This window comes from Gracilimonas sp. BCB1, from assembly GCF_040117685.2.
Lineage (GTDB): Bacteria > Bacteroidota > Rhodothermia > Balneolales > Balneolaceae > Gracilimonas.
Window position 1 is genome coordinate 39,185 of the sequence record NZ_JBEDYP020000009.1, and the last position, 15,323, is coordinate 54,507.

The 15,323-nt window shown below is 43.7% G+C and carries 14 protein-coding genes and 1 pseudogene; 7 read left to right on the forward strand and 8 right to left on the reverse strand.

Translation table 11 applies throughout. From position 1 onward, the window contains the following. Window positions 1-28: 28 nt before the first annotated feature. The 5 genes from ABFW99_RS04310 to ABFW99_RS04330 all read right to left on the reverse strand — a co-directional run bounded on the left by ABFW99_RS04310 (window position 29) and on the right by ABFW99_RS04330 (window position 6,025). The gene (locus ABFW99_RS04310; protein WP_349353246.1) at window positions 29-1,393 is read right to left on the reverse strand and encodes a replication-associated recombination protein A; all 1,365 of its coding nucleotides are present in this window, start codon (window positions 1,391-1,393) and stop codon (window positions 29-31) included. A 113-nt stretch (window positions 1,394-1,506) separates the two neighbouring features. After that, on the reverse strand, window positions 1,507-2,985 hold the full coding sequence (locus tag ABFW99_RS04315) for a hypothetical protein (protein ID WP_349353245.1): 1,479 nt from the start codon (window positions 2,983-2,985) through the stop codon (window positions 1,507-1,509). Window positions 2,986-3,028: 43 nt separating this feature from the next. Then, entirely contained in the window at window positions 3,029-3,733 is a 705-nt protein-coding gene (locus ABFW99_RS04320) for a hypothetical protein (protein ID WP_349353244.1), read from the reverse strand. Then, window positions 3,717-4,400, reverse strand: a complete 684-nt coding sequence (locus tag ABFW99_RS04325) for a hypothetical protein (RefSeq protein ID WP_349353243.1) — start codon at window positions 4,398-4,400, stop codon at window positions 3,717-3,719. The genes ABFW99_RS04320 and ABFW99_RS04325 overlap by 17 nt, the downstream gene beginning before the upstream one ends. 59 nt (window positions 4,401-4,459) lie before the next feature. After that, window positions 4,460-6,025: a cryptochrome/photolyase family protein gene (locus tag ABFW99_RS04330; protein WP_349353242.1), complete on the reverse strand. Its 1,566-nt coding sequence runs from the start codon at window positions 6,023-6,025 to the stop codon at window positions 4,460-4,462. Window positions 6,026-6,098: 73 nt separating this feature from the next. Here ABFW99_RS04330 and ABFW99_RS04335 point away from each other — a divergent pair, with 73 nt between their 5' ends. The 7 genes from ABFW99_RS04335 to ABFW99_RS04365 all read left to right on the forward strand — a co-directional run bounded on the left by ABFW99_RS04335 (window position 6,099) and on the right by ABFW99_RS04365 (window position 10,814). Next, window positions 6,099-6,581, forward strand: coding sequence for a cytochrome (locus ABFW99_RS04335; protein WP_349353241.1), 483 nt, complete (start codon window positions 6,099-6,101; stop codon window positions 6,579-6,581). Between the two features lie 69 nt (window positions 6,582-6,650). Continuing rightward, window positions 6,651-7,031: a BlaI/MecI/CopY family transcriptional regulator gene (locus ABFW99_RS04340; protein WP_349353240.1), complete on the forward strand. Its 381-nt coding sequence runs from the start codon at window positions 6,651-6,653 to the stop codon at window positions 7,029-7,031. 1 nt (window position 7,032) lies between these two features. After that, window positions 7,033-8,829: a M56 family metallopeptidase gene (locus ABFW99_RS04345; RefSeq protein ID WP_349353239.1), complete on the forward strand. Its 1,797-nt coding sequence runs from the start codon at window positions 7,033-7,035 to the stop codon at window positions 8,827-8,829. 144 nt (window positions 8,830-8,973) lie between these two features. Then, window positions 8,974-9,156: a PspC domain-containing protein gene (locus ABFW99_RS04350; RefSeq protein ID WP_349353238.1), complete on the forward strand. Its 183-nt coding sequence runs from the start codon at window positions 8,974-8,976 to the stop codon at window positions 9,154-9,156. A gap of 107 nt (window positions 9,157-9,263) precedes the next feature. Continuing rightward, complete coding sequence (locus tag ABFW99_RS04355; protein ID WP_349353237.1) at window positions 9,264-10,118, forward strand: hypothetical protein; 855 nt, start codon at window positions 9,264-9,266, stop codon at window positions 10,116-10,118. Window positions 10,119-10,215: 97 nt separating this feature from the next. Continuing rightward, window positions 10,216-10,617: a hypothetical protein gene (locus ABFW99_RS04360; RefSeq protein WP_349353236.1), complete on the forward strand. Its 402-nt coding sequence runs from the start codon at window positions 10,216-10,218 to the stop codon at window positions 10,615-10,617. Window positions 10,618-10,658: 41 nt separating this feature from the next. Then, the gene (locus ABFW99_RS04365) at window positions 10,659-10,814 is read left to right on the forward strand and encodes a hypothetical protein (protein WP_349353235.1); all 156 of its coding nucleotides are present in this window, start codon (window positions 10,659-10,661) and stop codon (window positions 10,812-10,814) included. 17 nt (window positions 10,815-10,831) lie between these two features. On the opposite strand, the pseudogene ABFW99_RS04370 reads toward ABFW99_RS04365, so the two are convergent. The 3 genes and pseudogenes from ABFW99_RS04370 to ABFW99_RS04380 form a co-directional block, all read right to left on the reverse strand. Then, window positions 10,832-11,683, reverse strand: a pseudogene (locus ABFW99_RS04370) (SDR family oxidoreductase). A 79-nt stretch (window positions 11,684-11,762) separates the two neighbouring features. Continuing rightward, window positions 11,763-12,947, reverse strand: a complete 1,185-nt coding sequence (locus ABFW99_RS04375; protein WP_440707432.1) for a thiolase family protein — start codon at window positions 12,945-12,947, stop codon at window positions 11,763-11,765. 27 nt (window positions 12,948-12,974) lie between these two features. Continuing rightward, on the reverse strand, window positions 12,975-15,320 hold the full coding sequence (locus tag ABFW99_RS04380) for a 3-hydroxyacyl-CoA dehydrogenase/enoyl-CoA hydratase family protein (RefSeq protein ID WP_349353234.1): 2,346 nt from the start codon (window positions 15,318-15,320) through the stop codon (window positions 12,975-12,977). Window positions 15,321-15,323 lie beyond the last annotated feature (3 nt).

Genomic DNA, 15,323 nt, shown 5'->3' on the forward strand with positions numbered 1-15,323 from the left:
GTTTTGTGTCTCTACGTTTCATTTAAAATCATTCTCCCTGGTTTTTGATTTCCTGCCATTTCTTCCACAATAAGGCTTCCCTTCCCTGGGTGCCCGCCTCGTACCATTTCTTGTCTTTCAGTTCATCCGGCAGGTATTGTTGATCTACCCAGTTATTAGGATGGCTGTGCGGGTATTTATAGTTCTCGGAAGCATTCTCAACGCCCAGATATTTTGCCCCTTTCTTATTGGCCGTTTTGTCCTTTAGATAGGGTGGAATGTCCTTAACTCCTCGTTCGATGATCTCCCGGTTTACTTCAAAAATAGCCTTGGTACTGTTGCTCTTCGGGCACTGACTCAAATACAAACATGCGTGAGAAAGAAAATACATTCCCTCGGGCATTCCGCATTTCATAAACGCCTCCTGGCAGGAATTGACAATGGTAATAGCATTTGGCTCGGCGAGCCCCACATCCTCACTGGCAAAAATAAACATACGCCGGAATATGAAATTCGGATCATCTCCGCCTTCCAGCATGGCATTCATCCAGTATAAGGCCGCGTCTGGATCAGAACCGCGCATGGATTTGATAAAGGCAGAGGCATAATGGTAATGCTCGTCACCGGTACGGTCGTAGCGCACATTTCTTCGCTGGATGCTTTCTTTAGCTACTTCAAGGCTTATGTGAATCTTTCCACCTTCATCGGGAGTACTGGAGAGAACGGCCACTTCTAAAGCATTGAGAGCATTTCGAATGTCTCCACCTGCCATTTCTGCCAAATGATCGTAAGCATCTTCTGCGACTTCAATTTCTTTATCCCCAAGACCACGCTCTTCATCCTGGAGGGCACGGTTTAACATTAGCCGGACATCTTTGGTTGTCAATGGGTGTAGTTCAAATAACTGGCACCTGGAAAGCAAAGGATTAACCAGCGAGTAGAATGGGTTTTCCGTTGTTGCACCAACCAAAGTAATAATTCCTGACTCCAGATGGGGAAGCAGTGCATCCTGCTGAGCTTTGTTCCACCGATGAATCTCGTCCACAAACAGAATCGTCTTCTTCCCGTTCAGCTTTCGCAGCTTTTCGGCTTTATCCACCACATTACGCAGCTCTTTGATTCCATCCAGCACGGCATTGATCACTTCAAACTGGGCTTTGATTTCCCGGGAGATTACATGAGCCAGCGTTGTTTTTCCTGAACTGGGCGGTCCGTAAAAAATCAATGAACCAATAATGCCGGTATCAATCATCCGCTGCAGCATCTTCCCTTCACCAACCAAATGCTCCTGCCCGGCAAACTCATCCAGCGACTGCGGACGCATCCGTGTAGCTAAAGGCTCGCTAAACTGCGGATTTTCTTTTGGGGAAGAAGATTGAAAACCACCGGATTTTTTTTCTTCGAAGAGATCCATGGATGAAGTACGAGATGAATTAAAGAAGTATGTGTAAGATATGTGTTTTAAAGGAAAGAAGTGTTCAAAATTCAGGAGTCAGTATTCTGAGTTCTCATTCCTGATTTCTCCTTCTACAACAACGATTTCTGGTTTCCAAATTTATCTAAATACTGCTGAAGCTTCACTTTTTTGCGGGTGGAGTCGCTGGTCATATACCGGAGCTTACCGAAGATAGGGCGTTCCTGCCAGGCTCGGTCAAAGCGACCAAAGCACCAGAAAATCCCGGAATAGCTGTTGGGATCTCTTCCATCAAGGGCATATTTATTGTTCAGCTCGATCATGTAATCCAGAGCCGTGCGGTAGTCGGGCGTCCATTCGATGATTTTCTTCCCCCAGAGCATACGCAGGTAGTTATGCATCACCCCTGTTTCACGGAGCTCGGTTTGGGCTGCATTCCAGATTTCATCGTGCGTCTGGGATTGCTCAAATTCTTCCAGGGTGTAAATCCATTCGCGTTCGTCACTTTCATGCTTTCGGGTTGTTTTCTTCACCCAGTCGGGCAGGCTTTCAAACTGATCATAATCCGGGCGGTGATGAGCAAAATGAAAACCCACTTCCCGCCAGGTGATTACTTCATCCAGAAATGCTTCTACATTCGGATCGCCATTAAAAAAGCCGGAATTCTTCCCGTTGTTAGGAGTGATGGAATCCAGGTCCCAGTCCTCCGGCTGATGATCCAGCACCGCTTTCACAATTTCATATTCGCTGATTTTCCCAAAGTGTAGCCACGGACTTAATCCACTGGAAGCTTTCGCATCCGGGTCGTTTCGCTTCTCATCATACTGATGGAGATTATGTGCTACGAAATGCCCTAATTTTCCTAAAGCAGCCTTGCGGGTTCCGGTTAAATCAGACGGTTTAACCGAATGGTCGATAGATAAATCTGATATCGTTTGCTCAATATTTTCCAGTTTCTCATCTGCGGGGGGATAATTCTTCAGAAAAGTATTTGGGAGCTCCACTCTTTCCTGAATCTCCAAATCATCGATCGGGTTTTTCTTGGGGGGATGCGTATAAGCTTCCAGAAAATACTCCTGCATTACCTTGCGGAACAGATAAGCTGAATACGGATCTTTATCCGTGACGCCCAGCGGAATTATTCCGTTAGAGTCAATGGTAATGTAAGGCACATCCACTTTTTCAGCTACGTTCTCATTGTGAGTTCGGATGATAAAGACAGGATATTCGTCCGAAACAATGGCAGCGGCATTATCTGCCAGCTCGTAAAAAAGACCTTTTCCGGCTTTGGGTTCCGGCTCCAGGTAGCTGAAGTAGTTGAGATCTTTCTGCCTTGCATAGTCAAGGTTTTCCTTCATTCCCTGCATCATAAACGTATGCATCCGGTCGGAAGCCCAGGGATAGTCCACATTCAGACCTTCGTAAATTAAGAGCGGTTTCTCATACTTATTGGCAAGGGCCACGGCATATTCCAGGGCATAGTTATAATGAAACCGGCGGTTGATCTGCATCCAGTACAGGATGTATTCTCCCTCCGGGTTCACTTCTTTGTCGTTGCGCTTAAATTTTCGGTAGCTGTTGATGTTTTTCATAATCGGTTTGCTTTCTGCTTCGGCAAACCAAATTGAAGGTCAACTAATTCCGTTGTTTCAATACGCTCCGGTTATATGGCCTCACTTCCATGGTAACCTGATAGTCGGGCTGCTCCGGTGTGGATGCCACCAATGTTATGAGGGTATCAGATTGCACACTTTCCACTTCATGCTGAAATTTCAGTCCTTCCATGTTCAGGTCTTCTACCTGGAATGACTCATCAACCCCATCCTGAAGAATTTCGTGCTGAGCCGTGGCAAAACCCACTTCTGCCAGCTCTGCTCTCATAAGATCCTTGGTACGACTTTCGGCTGCACTTTCTTTTGTATTCGAAAACACCTTTTGCTTTAAAAGTTCTGTGGGGATGACAGATAATGACCCTATGCAAATTACAGCCCCGATGTACCAATACCAGGGTTTAGATCGGTTCTCATTTAGTATAGCCTTACGATATCCCATTAGAAGTAAATAAGGACCTATCATTAAGTACAGCACCACATTCAGGTACATGGATGCGGTCTCCCAGATTATCGAAAAGCCTGCCGGTTTACCTCCCCCAAACATTTCAATGGCATCTACCGCAGCTAAACCAATCAAAACAGTTGATGGGTGAGGATTAAAAATATAGTGCCAATTATAAGGCAGTAAAGAATCTCCTCCACGTACAAATGAAAATAAAACGGGCACAAGTATCGCAAACAGAACCACAATCAGCCATTCATTAAATCTTCTAATTGAGAACTTCATAGCGTACCCCCTCTTCATTAAGCGTAAACATCATTTCAAACTTCCCCGTCTGTCCATCAAAGTTTTGATATTCAGGATCTTCACCTAATGATACTTCGGCTACTACCCGCACTATCACTTCATCCTTCTCTTCATCTATGGTATAAAAGTGATTGATTTGATCACTATCATCTTTTTTTACACCCCAACCTGAGTCTATCTTGCCGGCTTTTCTGAGATCAAAATCCGCCAGAAAAATTCCATCATCTCCCAAATTATCCGACATCTGGTCCCGAAAAGTTTCCACAACCGACTCTCTATCGTTTTGATGATATTGTCCCAAAACGTAAATCAGTTTTTCATGTACATCAGCTTTGGTAATTCCGGTATCTATAGTCTTCCTGATTTCAAGAAGAATATTTTTTTGAAAATCCCGCCTTCCATAATCATGAGCAAAAGAGATGGCATTAAATAGGACGATGAGAATTACCAATCCATATACAATCCGATAGGCAGTATTTGATTCGAATATTTCTTTACTCCGACTTACAAGTCTTCCTAAAAACAGAATACCAATCAGTAAAACATTGAAGAGCGCCAGCCAGGCTTTGCCAAAATAAAGCGGTATAAAAAAGGCAATAGCCCCAAATAGTATTGCCCCGATCAAGAGCTTGGTTTCTTTTTCCATAAAACCCCGTTTATTAGTGTGTTATGGAATAAGCAAAAACTCGCTAATAAATACAAAAATTAAGATCGATTTAATTCATTCAGGAACTTCTCTGAACTTTCCCAAATCGCCTTTTTGTCCTCCTCGTCCCGTTTATCAAACATATTCACCATAAAGTTAGCCCGGCCGTTTTCGGTGAAGGTATCGCGCTGCTTATCGATAAAATTCCAGTAGAGATAGTTAAATGGACAGGCTTCCTCACCGGTTTTCTTACTGATTTTATATTCACAATGCTTGCAGTAATCGCTCATTTTGTTGATGTAGTTCCCGCTGCTCACGTACGGCTTGGATGCCAGTACTCCTCCATCCGCAAAAGTGGACATCCCAAGCACATTGGGCAAGACTACCCATTCATAGGCATCCACATAGGCGAGATGAAACCACCGGTTCAATTCCCGCGGATCCGTTTCGGTGAGGTTACTAAAGTTACTGAGTACCATCAGCCGCGGAATGTGATGCGAATACCCTTTTTTGATAACCGGCTTCAGGCATTCATTCATGCAGTTCATTTTGGTCTCGCCCGACCAGTACATTTCCGGGAGCTTGTTGGTGAAGTCAAAGTGATTGGCCTCCCTGACCTCCGGCATCATTCCTTCATAGTAAATCCGCACATATTCCCTCCAGCCGATAATCTGCCGGATAAAACCCTCTACCGAATTCAAACGGGCACTTCCATTCTCATAAGCTTCTTCCGCTTTATCGCAGGCTTCTTTGGGAAGAATGAGTCCGTTGTTCATATATAAGGACAAGTGGGAATGAAACAGATCGTATTCGCCCTGGGCCATCGCATCTTCATAAGGACCGAATTCATCCAGCCGCTCATCGATGAATTCATTTAACCGATATAATGCCTGCCGTCGGGTTACCGCATAGGTGAAATTATTGCTTTCTCCGAAGTGATCCGGAAACCATTCTTCCACCATATCGATTACTTCCTGTGTTACTTCATCCACTTCCGTTTCTGCAATCTTTGGTATCGGATGATTTTTCGGAAGCTTCTCACGGTTTTCTTCATCGTAATTCCATTCGCCACCCTCGGGTTGATCACCGTTCATCAGGTAACCGGTTTTCCGCCTCATTTCCCGATAGAAATACTCCATCACCCAGCCACCGGCAACTTTCTCTTTATACTCCTCGGCATCCGCCAAAAAGAAGTTGTTGGGAATTTCTTCCACTCGCTTTTCGAATGAATCTTTTACCTCACGAAGCCGCTCTCTGGAGTCCCATTCGGAAGGAGTCATAAAGGTCAGCCCGAGGTCTTTGTTTTCTGAAAGAATTTCCTGCAAAGCATCGTCATAATGTTCTTCCGTTGTGTGATAAAGAACGGGAAAGCCATCTTCTGCACACTCAAGTGCAAAATGTCGCATACTGCTCAGCAGATAAATCAGTTTTTTCTTGTGATAGGGCAGCGAATTTCCTTTTTCGGCTGACTCTATAAATATGAGGAGCGGTTTTTCTTCCCGAATCCAACTGGGCCATGCATCCAGATTCAGCTGATCATGCAGAATGAATACAGCTTTCCGGTAGTTTCCGGGATTTACTTTTTCTATGGAAGAATCGATGTGTGATAAATAAGTTCTGCTCATGCCAAAGAAATGAGTTCTTGCTGCCGAAACGTTCCTTACTCGAATCTTATCCCGCTTTCGAGTATCATCCACCATGGAAAAGAAAAAGATTATTGGGATTATGGGCCCCGGCTCGGGAGCAACCGAAAATGACCTCAAAGCAGCGTTTAAGATTGGAGAAATAGTAGCAGAGAAAGGCTTTTATGTGTTAACCGGTGGCAGGGCCTCCGGAGTGATGGAAGCCGCTATGAAAGGATCCAAATCAGGCGGTGGAACTACCATTGGTATCCTGCCTTCAGAAGATGGAAAGGATCTATCTGATTTTGTGGAGATCCCAATCAAAACAGGAATGGGAAGTGCCCGGAATAATATCAATGTGCTGACCGCTGATATTATAATTGGGATTGGTATCGGCCCGGGAACGGCTTCAGAAATAGCACTTGCAATCAAGGCAGAAAAAAAAGTGTTATTAATCAATCAGCGGGATGACGCCATCGGGTTCTTCAAAAGCTTTGGGCATAATAAACTGTTCATTCTACAGAACACCGAAGAAATCACGGACCATCTCGATACCTGATTAGAAATTAAATCTTGAACTTTAACTTAATACTATTATATTAGTATTAACTAATTCAGACTTAGACGTATGAGAAAATCATTGACACCCCTTGGAGAATCGGAAATGGAAATCCTGCACCACGTGTGGGAAATGGGGGAAGCTACCGTTGCTCAGGTGCAGGAAGAAATCCTGAAGGAACGAAAAGTAGCTTATACCACCGTCATGACCATCATGAAGAATTTAAACGACAAAGGATATTTAAAGTACCGCAAAGACGGCGTGACCTATGTATATAGCGCCCGCAAAAAACCGGAAGAGGTGCAGTCGAGCCTGGTATCCGGAATGATTGACAAAGTTTTTAAGGGATCAACCTCTGCCCTGGTACAGACGCTGGTTAAGAGAGAAAACATTAGCGAGAAGGAATTAAGAGAACTCCGTGACATGATTGACAATATGGAGGATAAGTAACATGTATGAACTCACCGAACTTATCAAACTAATTGGAAATGTAAGCCTGGATACTTTTTGGTTCCCCATCATGATATGGACCATTTGTTGTGCACTTGCTTTTTTACTTCTGAAATCCCGGGAAAAGCTAAACCCGCTGTTCCATTATCACCTGAGAACAGCAGCCATCCTATCCCTTCCGTTGGGTATCGCTATTGCTGCTATAATGAGTAAAATTCCCAAATGGTTTTCTTCATCAAGCCTGGAGACCGCTTTTTTTGTGGTTCAAAATCCTATTGAGATAGTACCTGGTGCCAATCCCTCTTCTGTTGAAATTTCTGCAATACAATGGCAGGAACCCTCCTTTTTTATAGGTGCCGCTACCCTGTTAATCAGCCTGATTTCAATCTTCATGATAGGAAGATTAATCAGTAACTATGTGGCACTGAAATCTCTGTACAAAAATTTAAGTCTTACGGAATTGCAGGAAGTCCCTCATGAAGCTAACCCGGCCATTAACACACCGGTAAAATTAGTATTTCATGATCATCCGTTGGTTCCATTCACATTTGGATGGAAGCAACCGGTGATTGTCCTTCCAAAAATTCTGCAACATGAACCGGAAAAACTGGACATGGCCCTGCAGCATGAGCTCATCCACATTAAACGGGGTGATTATTTGCTGCAGCTGGCGTTGTCCATGATCGAATCTCTGTTTTGGTTTCACCCGTTAATCCGATACGGCAACCAGGAGATCGACACCTATCGCGAAATAAGTTGCGATCAGGAGGTCCTTTCCAAATCCGATTTCTCCATTAAGTCTTATGCCAATCTCTTGTATGAATTAGTGCCACTCAGCACCGGTGTTGGAAAACTCTCGGTGAGTATGGCAGTCAAAAATTCAACACTCAAAAAACGTATTAAGACCATGAAATATCACAAACTACATAAAGCATCTTTTCGGCAAAGCATCTTCTTTCTCTTCCTGATGATTTTGGGGATTACCCTGCCCATTGCCTGCTCTGATTTAAGAGGGCCGGAAATGGCATCACCTGAAGAGCTTGAAAAAGCCTCTTACGAATTCAGAAATATTAATATGACTATCAATGGAAAAGAAGTTGTTAATATGGAGGGTGAGGCCGGGGCTGCTTCAACCGGACTCAGTGCCTTTTTCCTAAATGCAAAAGAGTACGGAGTATTTAAAATATCTCCTGCTCGTTTTGATGGTGGAATCAATGCCGGCAATATTGATGGTTCAGAACTGAATTTTACCATCAATGAAATGGATGTCAGCATTACATCAAGCATCCCAATTCTTACCGGGATTGACAAAACTTCGGTATGGGTACAACATTCTCCAAAGAAAACCACAGGCTTTTCTCACGGAGTCGCATCCGCTAACACCCCATTAGATGAGTATATCTCAGTTCATGATAGCGAAGCCTCTAAAAAAGAAGACTACTTTTTTGTAGTTGAAGAAATGCCGAAACTTAAAGGAGGGATGGCTGCATTACAATCTAAAGTGGAGTACCCAGAAGCCGCTCGTAAAGCAGGTATTGAAGGTCGCGTAACCGTTCAATTCATTGTAAATGAACAAGGAAATGTAGAAAATGCCCAGGTTGTTCGTGGCATTGGTGGGGGCGCTGATGAGGAAGCTTTGCGGGTTATCCAAGATGCTGAGTTTGTACCAGGCGTTCAAAGAGGCAGACTCGTTCGCGTTCAATATGCTTTATCTATCAATTTCAGGTTAGAAAATTCAGAGTTTTCAACTCCACCTCCACCCGTTAAAAAATCAGAGGTAGAAAGTAACGAGGGGTAGAATACAGCATAACTTCAAAAATCTTAAACATAGTAGATTAGCGGGGCTAATGGCTCCGCTTTTTTTTATTTGGACTTTTTTGAAACATCTTTTTTCAGATGGCGTACTGAAAGGTTAGATTATAATCAAACTAACTACATCAACATGCCAGCTAAATTAAGAAAATCAAGAACAGACAAAATGCTTGCCGGCGTTTGCGGAGGTTTTGCTGAGTATCTCGGATGGGATCCAACACTCATCCGTATTATTTTTGCCATTATTCTGGTTTCCAGTTTTGGAACGGCTGTTTTGGCTTATTTTATTCTTGCCATTGTAATGCCCGACTAAAGCTATTTATCATAGATTAGCCACTTACACACCCCAAATTCTGCCTTGTTGTAAAATTCCCCTCTCATTAGCATCTTGAAACCCAACTAAATGGGGATGAATTGCTTATGAAAGTTGGAATTGTAGGAGATGCCAAACGGGCAGTAGCATGGGAACAACATTTACGCCCTCACCGGATTGTTCAGGAAGTAGAGCTTTGCCCGAGTATTGGAGAAGTCGGTAAAGTCGATGCCTGCCTTTTAATCGATGAAACGGAAAAGAATCTTGATATTCTGCTGGAAGGCATACAATTAGGGTTGAATTGCTTTCTTATCTCCCGCCAGCCTACCAACACCCCAAAACTCGAAAAAATCTATCGTGCCACCAGGGAGGCTGGAGTCCATGTTCAATTTTCCCACTGGCCAACCCTTGCCCCGGCTACACAATGGATGATGGACCGCATGTCCCGCCCGGTTTTTTTAAGTATCACCCGCGAAGTCAATCATACTCAATTCATCAGTACTGATGAAGAGTTTCGTCATTTCTGGATTGATGAACTTGGACTATGCATGAAATGGATCGATAGCGGCATTCACCATGCAGAGGCAAAGGCCATTAACCTTGACGGTAAACATCCCGTTGCAATTCATATTTTCATTCGGTTTGATAATGGATCTACAGCCGATATTCGAATCTATACCGGAGCAGCCGAAAATACTCACAAACGTATTACCTCTTCTAAACAAGAAATTCTGGAATGCAATGTTTCTTCTCAGGATATACGTATAGGCAGACTTAACTCAGGCAACCATCTCTTTTTTGAAAAACAAAGCTTTGATCCGGCAAAGTCAGCTGAGAAAACAGCCCTCATGTTTTTAAAATCTATTCAAATGGACAGAGAGACACCCTATACTGCCTATGATGCCTATCAACTTTCTCTGCAAATTGAAAGTATAGAAAAACGCCTCTCACAGTTCCTCTGAGCACTATGTTAACTTAATGTTAACTTTTCGTTAACAGATCGTTTACTTTAAGTTAACAATTCCTTAACATTGGAGTGGACATTACAAGAGGAAATCTATGAAGACTAAAATATTACCCATACTGTTAGTAGCTGTTTTTTCTACCGGGTTATTTGCCCAGCAGAATATTGTCAATGAAAAACATCAACGTGTACTTACACATGCTGAAGACAACATTTTCAATGTGAAATTTTATGATGCTGACGGTACACTTGTTCAGGAAGGACAGTATTGGAAACATGGCGAGTCATTTAAGCCACACGGAAAATGGGCTCTTTTTTCCTCCATCAACGGAGACATCGTAACCACCTCTACATTTAATAAGGGGGAGCGAGTTTCTGTTGAAACCGTTATTGACGGTAAAGTAGTAAAAGCTGACAGACAACAGCTTGCAATCAAACAAATTGAACAAAAAATAAACCAGCTGGAAAAGAGACTGGCTGATTTGAAAGAAAATTAAACAACAAATAACCGCACCAAAAAAAAAGAGGAGGTGCTATTATGAGAGCTAAGTTATACGAGAAATATTATAAACTGGGATTTGATTATTACATTTTTAAAAACATTTTTGGGCTTCATAAACCCGATAAAAATGTAAAACGGTTCTATTATGCACTAATAGTTACCGTACTCGCATTAGGTATCGCCTTATCCTGATAAGGCTATATCAATAATTAAGGCTTCATTGCTTTGAACAATTTTTTCAGTTTACTGCGCGACATTAACCCGTCCACAAAGTTAAACTGACCGGCCTGAAGCCTTTCTCCTCCATCAATAACCACACATTCTCCGGTTATATATGGAGCCAGATCGGACATAAGAAAAATTGCTAGATTGGCGAGCTCTTCATGCTCGCCATATCTGTTTTGCAGGAATCTTATTTTTGAAATTCTTCTCCAGTACTTTTTTAGGTACCAATCTTGACCATGCACCTTCCGTGGGGAAAGGACCAGGAGCAATAGCATTTAATCTAATCCCATAGGTCGCCCATTCAAAGGCGAGAGAACGAGTCATAGCTAATACACCTGCCTTTCCGCAGGCCGATGGCAATACGAACCCACACCCTGTTCCCTCAGCATATGTGGTTACCATGTTTAGAACATTCCCCTCTTTTTATTATCAATAAGGTAATTACCGAACACATGTGTACAGTTAAAGCTCCCGTGTAGCACGATATCTACAACCGCCTTAAACCCTCCGGGCGACAGATCCTCTGAAGCTGATAGAAAATTCCCTGCTGCGTTGTTCACTAAACCCGTAACAGAGCCGAAATCATCTATGATTTGTTCAAACATCGTTGTTACGACATCATAATCTCTTACATCGCATTGATAATGTCGGGCAACAGTCCCCTCCCTCTCTTTTTCTATCTCTTCGACAGCTTTTTCCAGCTTCTTTTCCGTTCGCCCACAGATGGCGATATCTGCTCCACAACGGGCAAAACCCTTAGCCATAGAAAGCCCCAAGCCACTGCCCCCGCCTGTAATTAAGATTGTTTGTCCTGATAGTGTGTCTTCTTTGAACATATTTTCCTGTTTGTCGAGCGACCATAGACAATGGACTACCGATAACCGTCGGTTGTCGTTTGTCATTGATCGTCCTTAATTAAAGATTTTCAAAAATTGCGGCAGCGCCCATTCCACCACCTATACACATAGTTACCAACCCATATTTTGAATTGCGTTCCTTCATCTCGTAGAGAATTTGAGTAGTGAGCTTAGCCCCGGTACAACCAAGCGGGTGCCCCATGGCAATGGCACCTCCATTTACGTTCGTTATTTCCTGATCTAACCCAAGCTTACGAATTACCGCCAGAGACTGTGATGCAAAGGCTTCATTCAGTTCAATCAAGTCAATATCAGATAGCTTCAATCCGGTTTTGTTCAACACTTTTGGAACAGCTTCAATCGGGCCAATGCCCATGATTTCCGGGGCTACACCGGCAACCTGAAATCCAACGTATCTGGCCATGGGTTCCAGGCCAAGCTTCTCAACCATCTCTCCACTCATCACCACAACACCGGCTGCAGCATCATTCATTTGTGATGAGTTACCGGCCGTTACACTCCCTCCATTTTTAAAAACAGGCCGTAATCCTGACAATGCTTCAACCGAAGTATCTTTTCTGGGGCCTTCATCCTTTTTAAAAGTGAATAATTCTTCTACTACTTCTCCTTCAGCCGTGACTATCTTTTCCTGAACCTCTACAGGAGTGATTTGGCTGTCAAATTTACCATCCTCCCAGGCTTTTATCGCCCGCTGATGACTTTGGTATGCAAATCTATCCTGATCTTCCCGGCTTACTTCGTATTTATCGGCTACATTCTCAGCCGTGATACCCATACTCACATACACTCCGGGTTTATTATCAACCAGCTCAGGATTGGGTTGAACCGACATTCCTCCCATCGGAACCAAGCTCATGGATTCCACACCTCCGGCAATAATCACATCGGCACCACCGGCCATGATCCGTTCCGCTGCCATAGATATGGTTTGCAGTCCTGATGAACAAAATCGATTAACGGTAACACCTGGAACTGAGTCTGGCAATCCACCCAACAAAGCAATCTGTCGGGCAACATTTAGCCCCTGAGAAGCTTCCGGAAAGGCACATCCCATGATTACATCTTCCACTTGGTCAGGTTCTAAGCCCTTGGTCCTGTCGAGCAAGTCTTTTACCACCGCCCCTCCCATCGAATCCGGCCTTGTAAACCGCAGTGATCCTTTATTAGCTTTACCACAAGCTGTTCGTGCTGCCGCGACTATATAGGCATCTCTGTCTGACATAATTTTAAATTCCTAAATTTTAAATTTTTAATTTCTAAGCGGTTTTCCCTTCTTCAGCATGTGCTCCATTCGGTCCAGGGTTCGCTCGTCTTGCAGACATTCAAGGATGGCTTCCCTTTCCATTTTCAGTAAGTAGGACTCCGGAACCTCCTGGGCTTCACTTAAATCTCCACCCGCTAACACAGCGGCAACCCGTTCGGCTACAACTTTATCATAATCAGTGATGTACTTCCCTTCATGCATTACATGTAACATCAGCTTCATAGCGGCGAGAGCCGTTTTCCCCATTACTTTAATGGGTGAATCGGACGGCGGCTGATAACCTGCCTGCGCCAAATTCAGCGCTTCATCTTTGGCGGTTTTTATTAATAAATCCCTATTCATCACAATTGTATCGGAAGTCCTCATGAAACCAAGTTCTCGTGCCAAGTGAGCGCTTTCTGAAACTTTTGCCATCCCGATAGTCTTAAACACTTCGCGTATAAACGGCAGCGGATCTGCATCTCCTTCCAGTTTGGCCATAGCTCTACGAAGCAACTCTGTAGTTCCACCTCCGGCCGGAATCAACCCAACACCAACTTCCACCAGGCCCATATACAATTCATGATGAGCCACCACTTTATCTGAATACAGGCAAAATTCCACACCGCCGCCCAACGTCTTTCCGAACGGAGCAGCTACTACCGGAAATGGTGCATATCGTAAGGCTACCGCAGTTTTCTGGAAGTTTTCAACAGCTTCTACCACACTGTCCCAATCGTTGTTTTGTTTGGCAACAAGTGCTTCTTTCAGGTTGGCTCCAAAAGCGAAGTTATTGGCATCATGACTAATGACCAACGCATCAAATTGGTCTTTGATCAAATTCAGCGACTTATAAAGGGATTGCACTAACTCACTTCCCAGCGTTGAATTTGGTGTATGAAACTCAAATAAGGCAACTCCGTCTCCCATGTCATGGAGGGAAACACTGTCGTTCTCCATAACAGGAGCCTTCTTTTTGCGGAGTTGATGAATTTTAATTTCCCCTTCAGCCTCAGGCGGGATATCTACCATAGACTTGGATTGAGGATCATATACTTTCCCATCCTCATAAAAAGATGAAATTCCGGCATCCAGCATTTCACTGATTAAATCAGGGATGTCAGCCCCTTCCTTCTCAAGCCGCTCTACCATATCTTCAAGTCCTAAGGCATCCCATCGCTCAAAAGGGCCCATCTCCCAGTTAAAACCCCATTGCATGGCACGGTCGATAGAAAGTGGTGAGTCGGTTATTTCAGGAATTCTATTGGCAGCATAAAGCAGTAAATCCCGATGCACATTCCAGAGGAAGTCGCCGATTTTCTCCCCGGAGAACACCAAGAACTTTAGTCTTTCAGCTGTGTCTTTAATTTTTCCGGCTTCATCCAAAACCGGATCTTCCAGATTTTGCTGCGACTCATACTCAAACGTCTTTGAATTGAGAACCAAATATTCCCCATCCTTCTTAGTGTAAAACCCTTTTCCCGCTTTGTTTCCGATCATCCCTTCATCCACCATCGTTGAAAACTCTTCGGGCAGGTTAAAGGTTTCCCTCATTTCATCGCGGGGAATAGACGGATACAGGTTTTTAGCCACATGATTGGTTACATCAAGCCCTGCCATGTCTGCTGTTCTGAAAGTAGCCGCTTTGGAATAACCGGTAAGGGTCCCTGTCAGTACGTCAATTTCTTCGGCACGGAAATCGCCGTCAAAGAAGTAAGGCATGATGTTGGCAATGGAGAAAATCCCAATCCGGTTGGCAATGAAATTTGGTGTGTCTTTGCAAATTACCACGCCTTTGCCGAGTGTCTTCTCACAAAAGCGATGCATGAATTCGGTGACATCACCTGAAGTCGTTGAAGTTGGAATGACCTCCAGCAGCTTCATATACCGGGGAGGATTAAAGAAATGAGTGCCAAGGAAATGAGCTTTGAATTCATCGCTGCAATCTTCAGAAATCTCACTTATTGGTAGCCCGGAGGTGTTGGAACTGACAATGGTTTCCGGCTTGCGAATCTTTTCTATGCGAGACATCATGTCTTTCTTGATGTCCATCTTTTCGATGATAACTTCACAAATCCAGTCGGCTTCTTTCAGCTTGTCGAAATCATCTTCGAAGTTTCCAACTTCAATCCGGTTCGCAAATTCCGGCTTTCCGAATGGAGCAGGCTTCATTTTGGATGCTTTTTTCAAGCTCTCTTCTGCGGCTTTGTCAGGGCGGTTCGGGTCATCACTTTTCAGATCCAGTAAAATCACATCCAGCCCGGCATTTACGCAATGTGCAGCAATCTGACTTCCCATCACTCCTGACCCTAATACAGCTACTTTCCTGATTGAATATTTTCTATTGCTCATAAA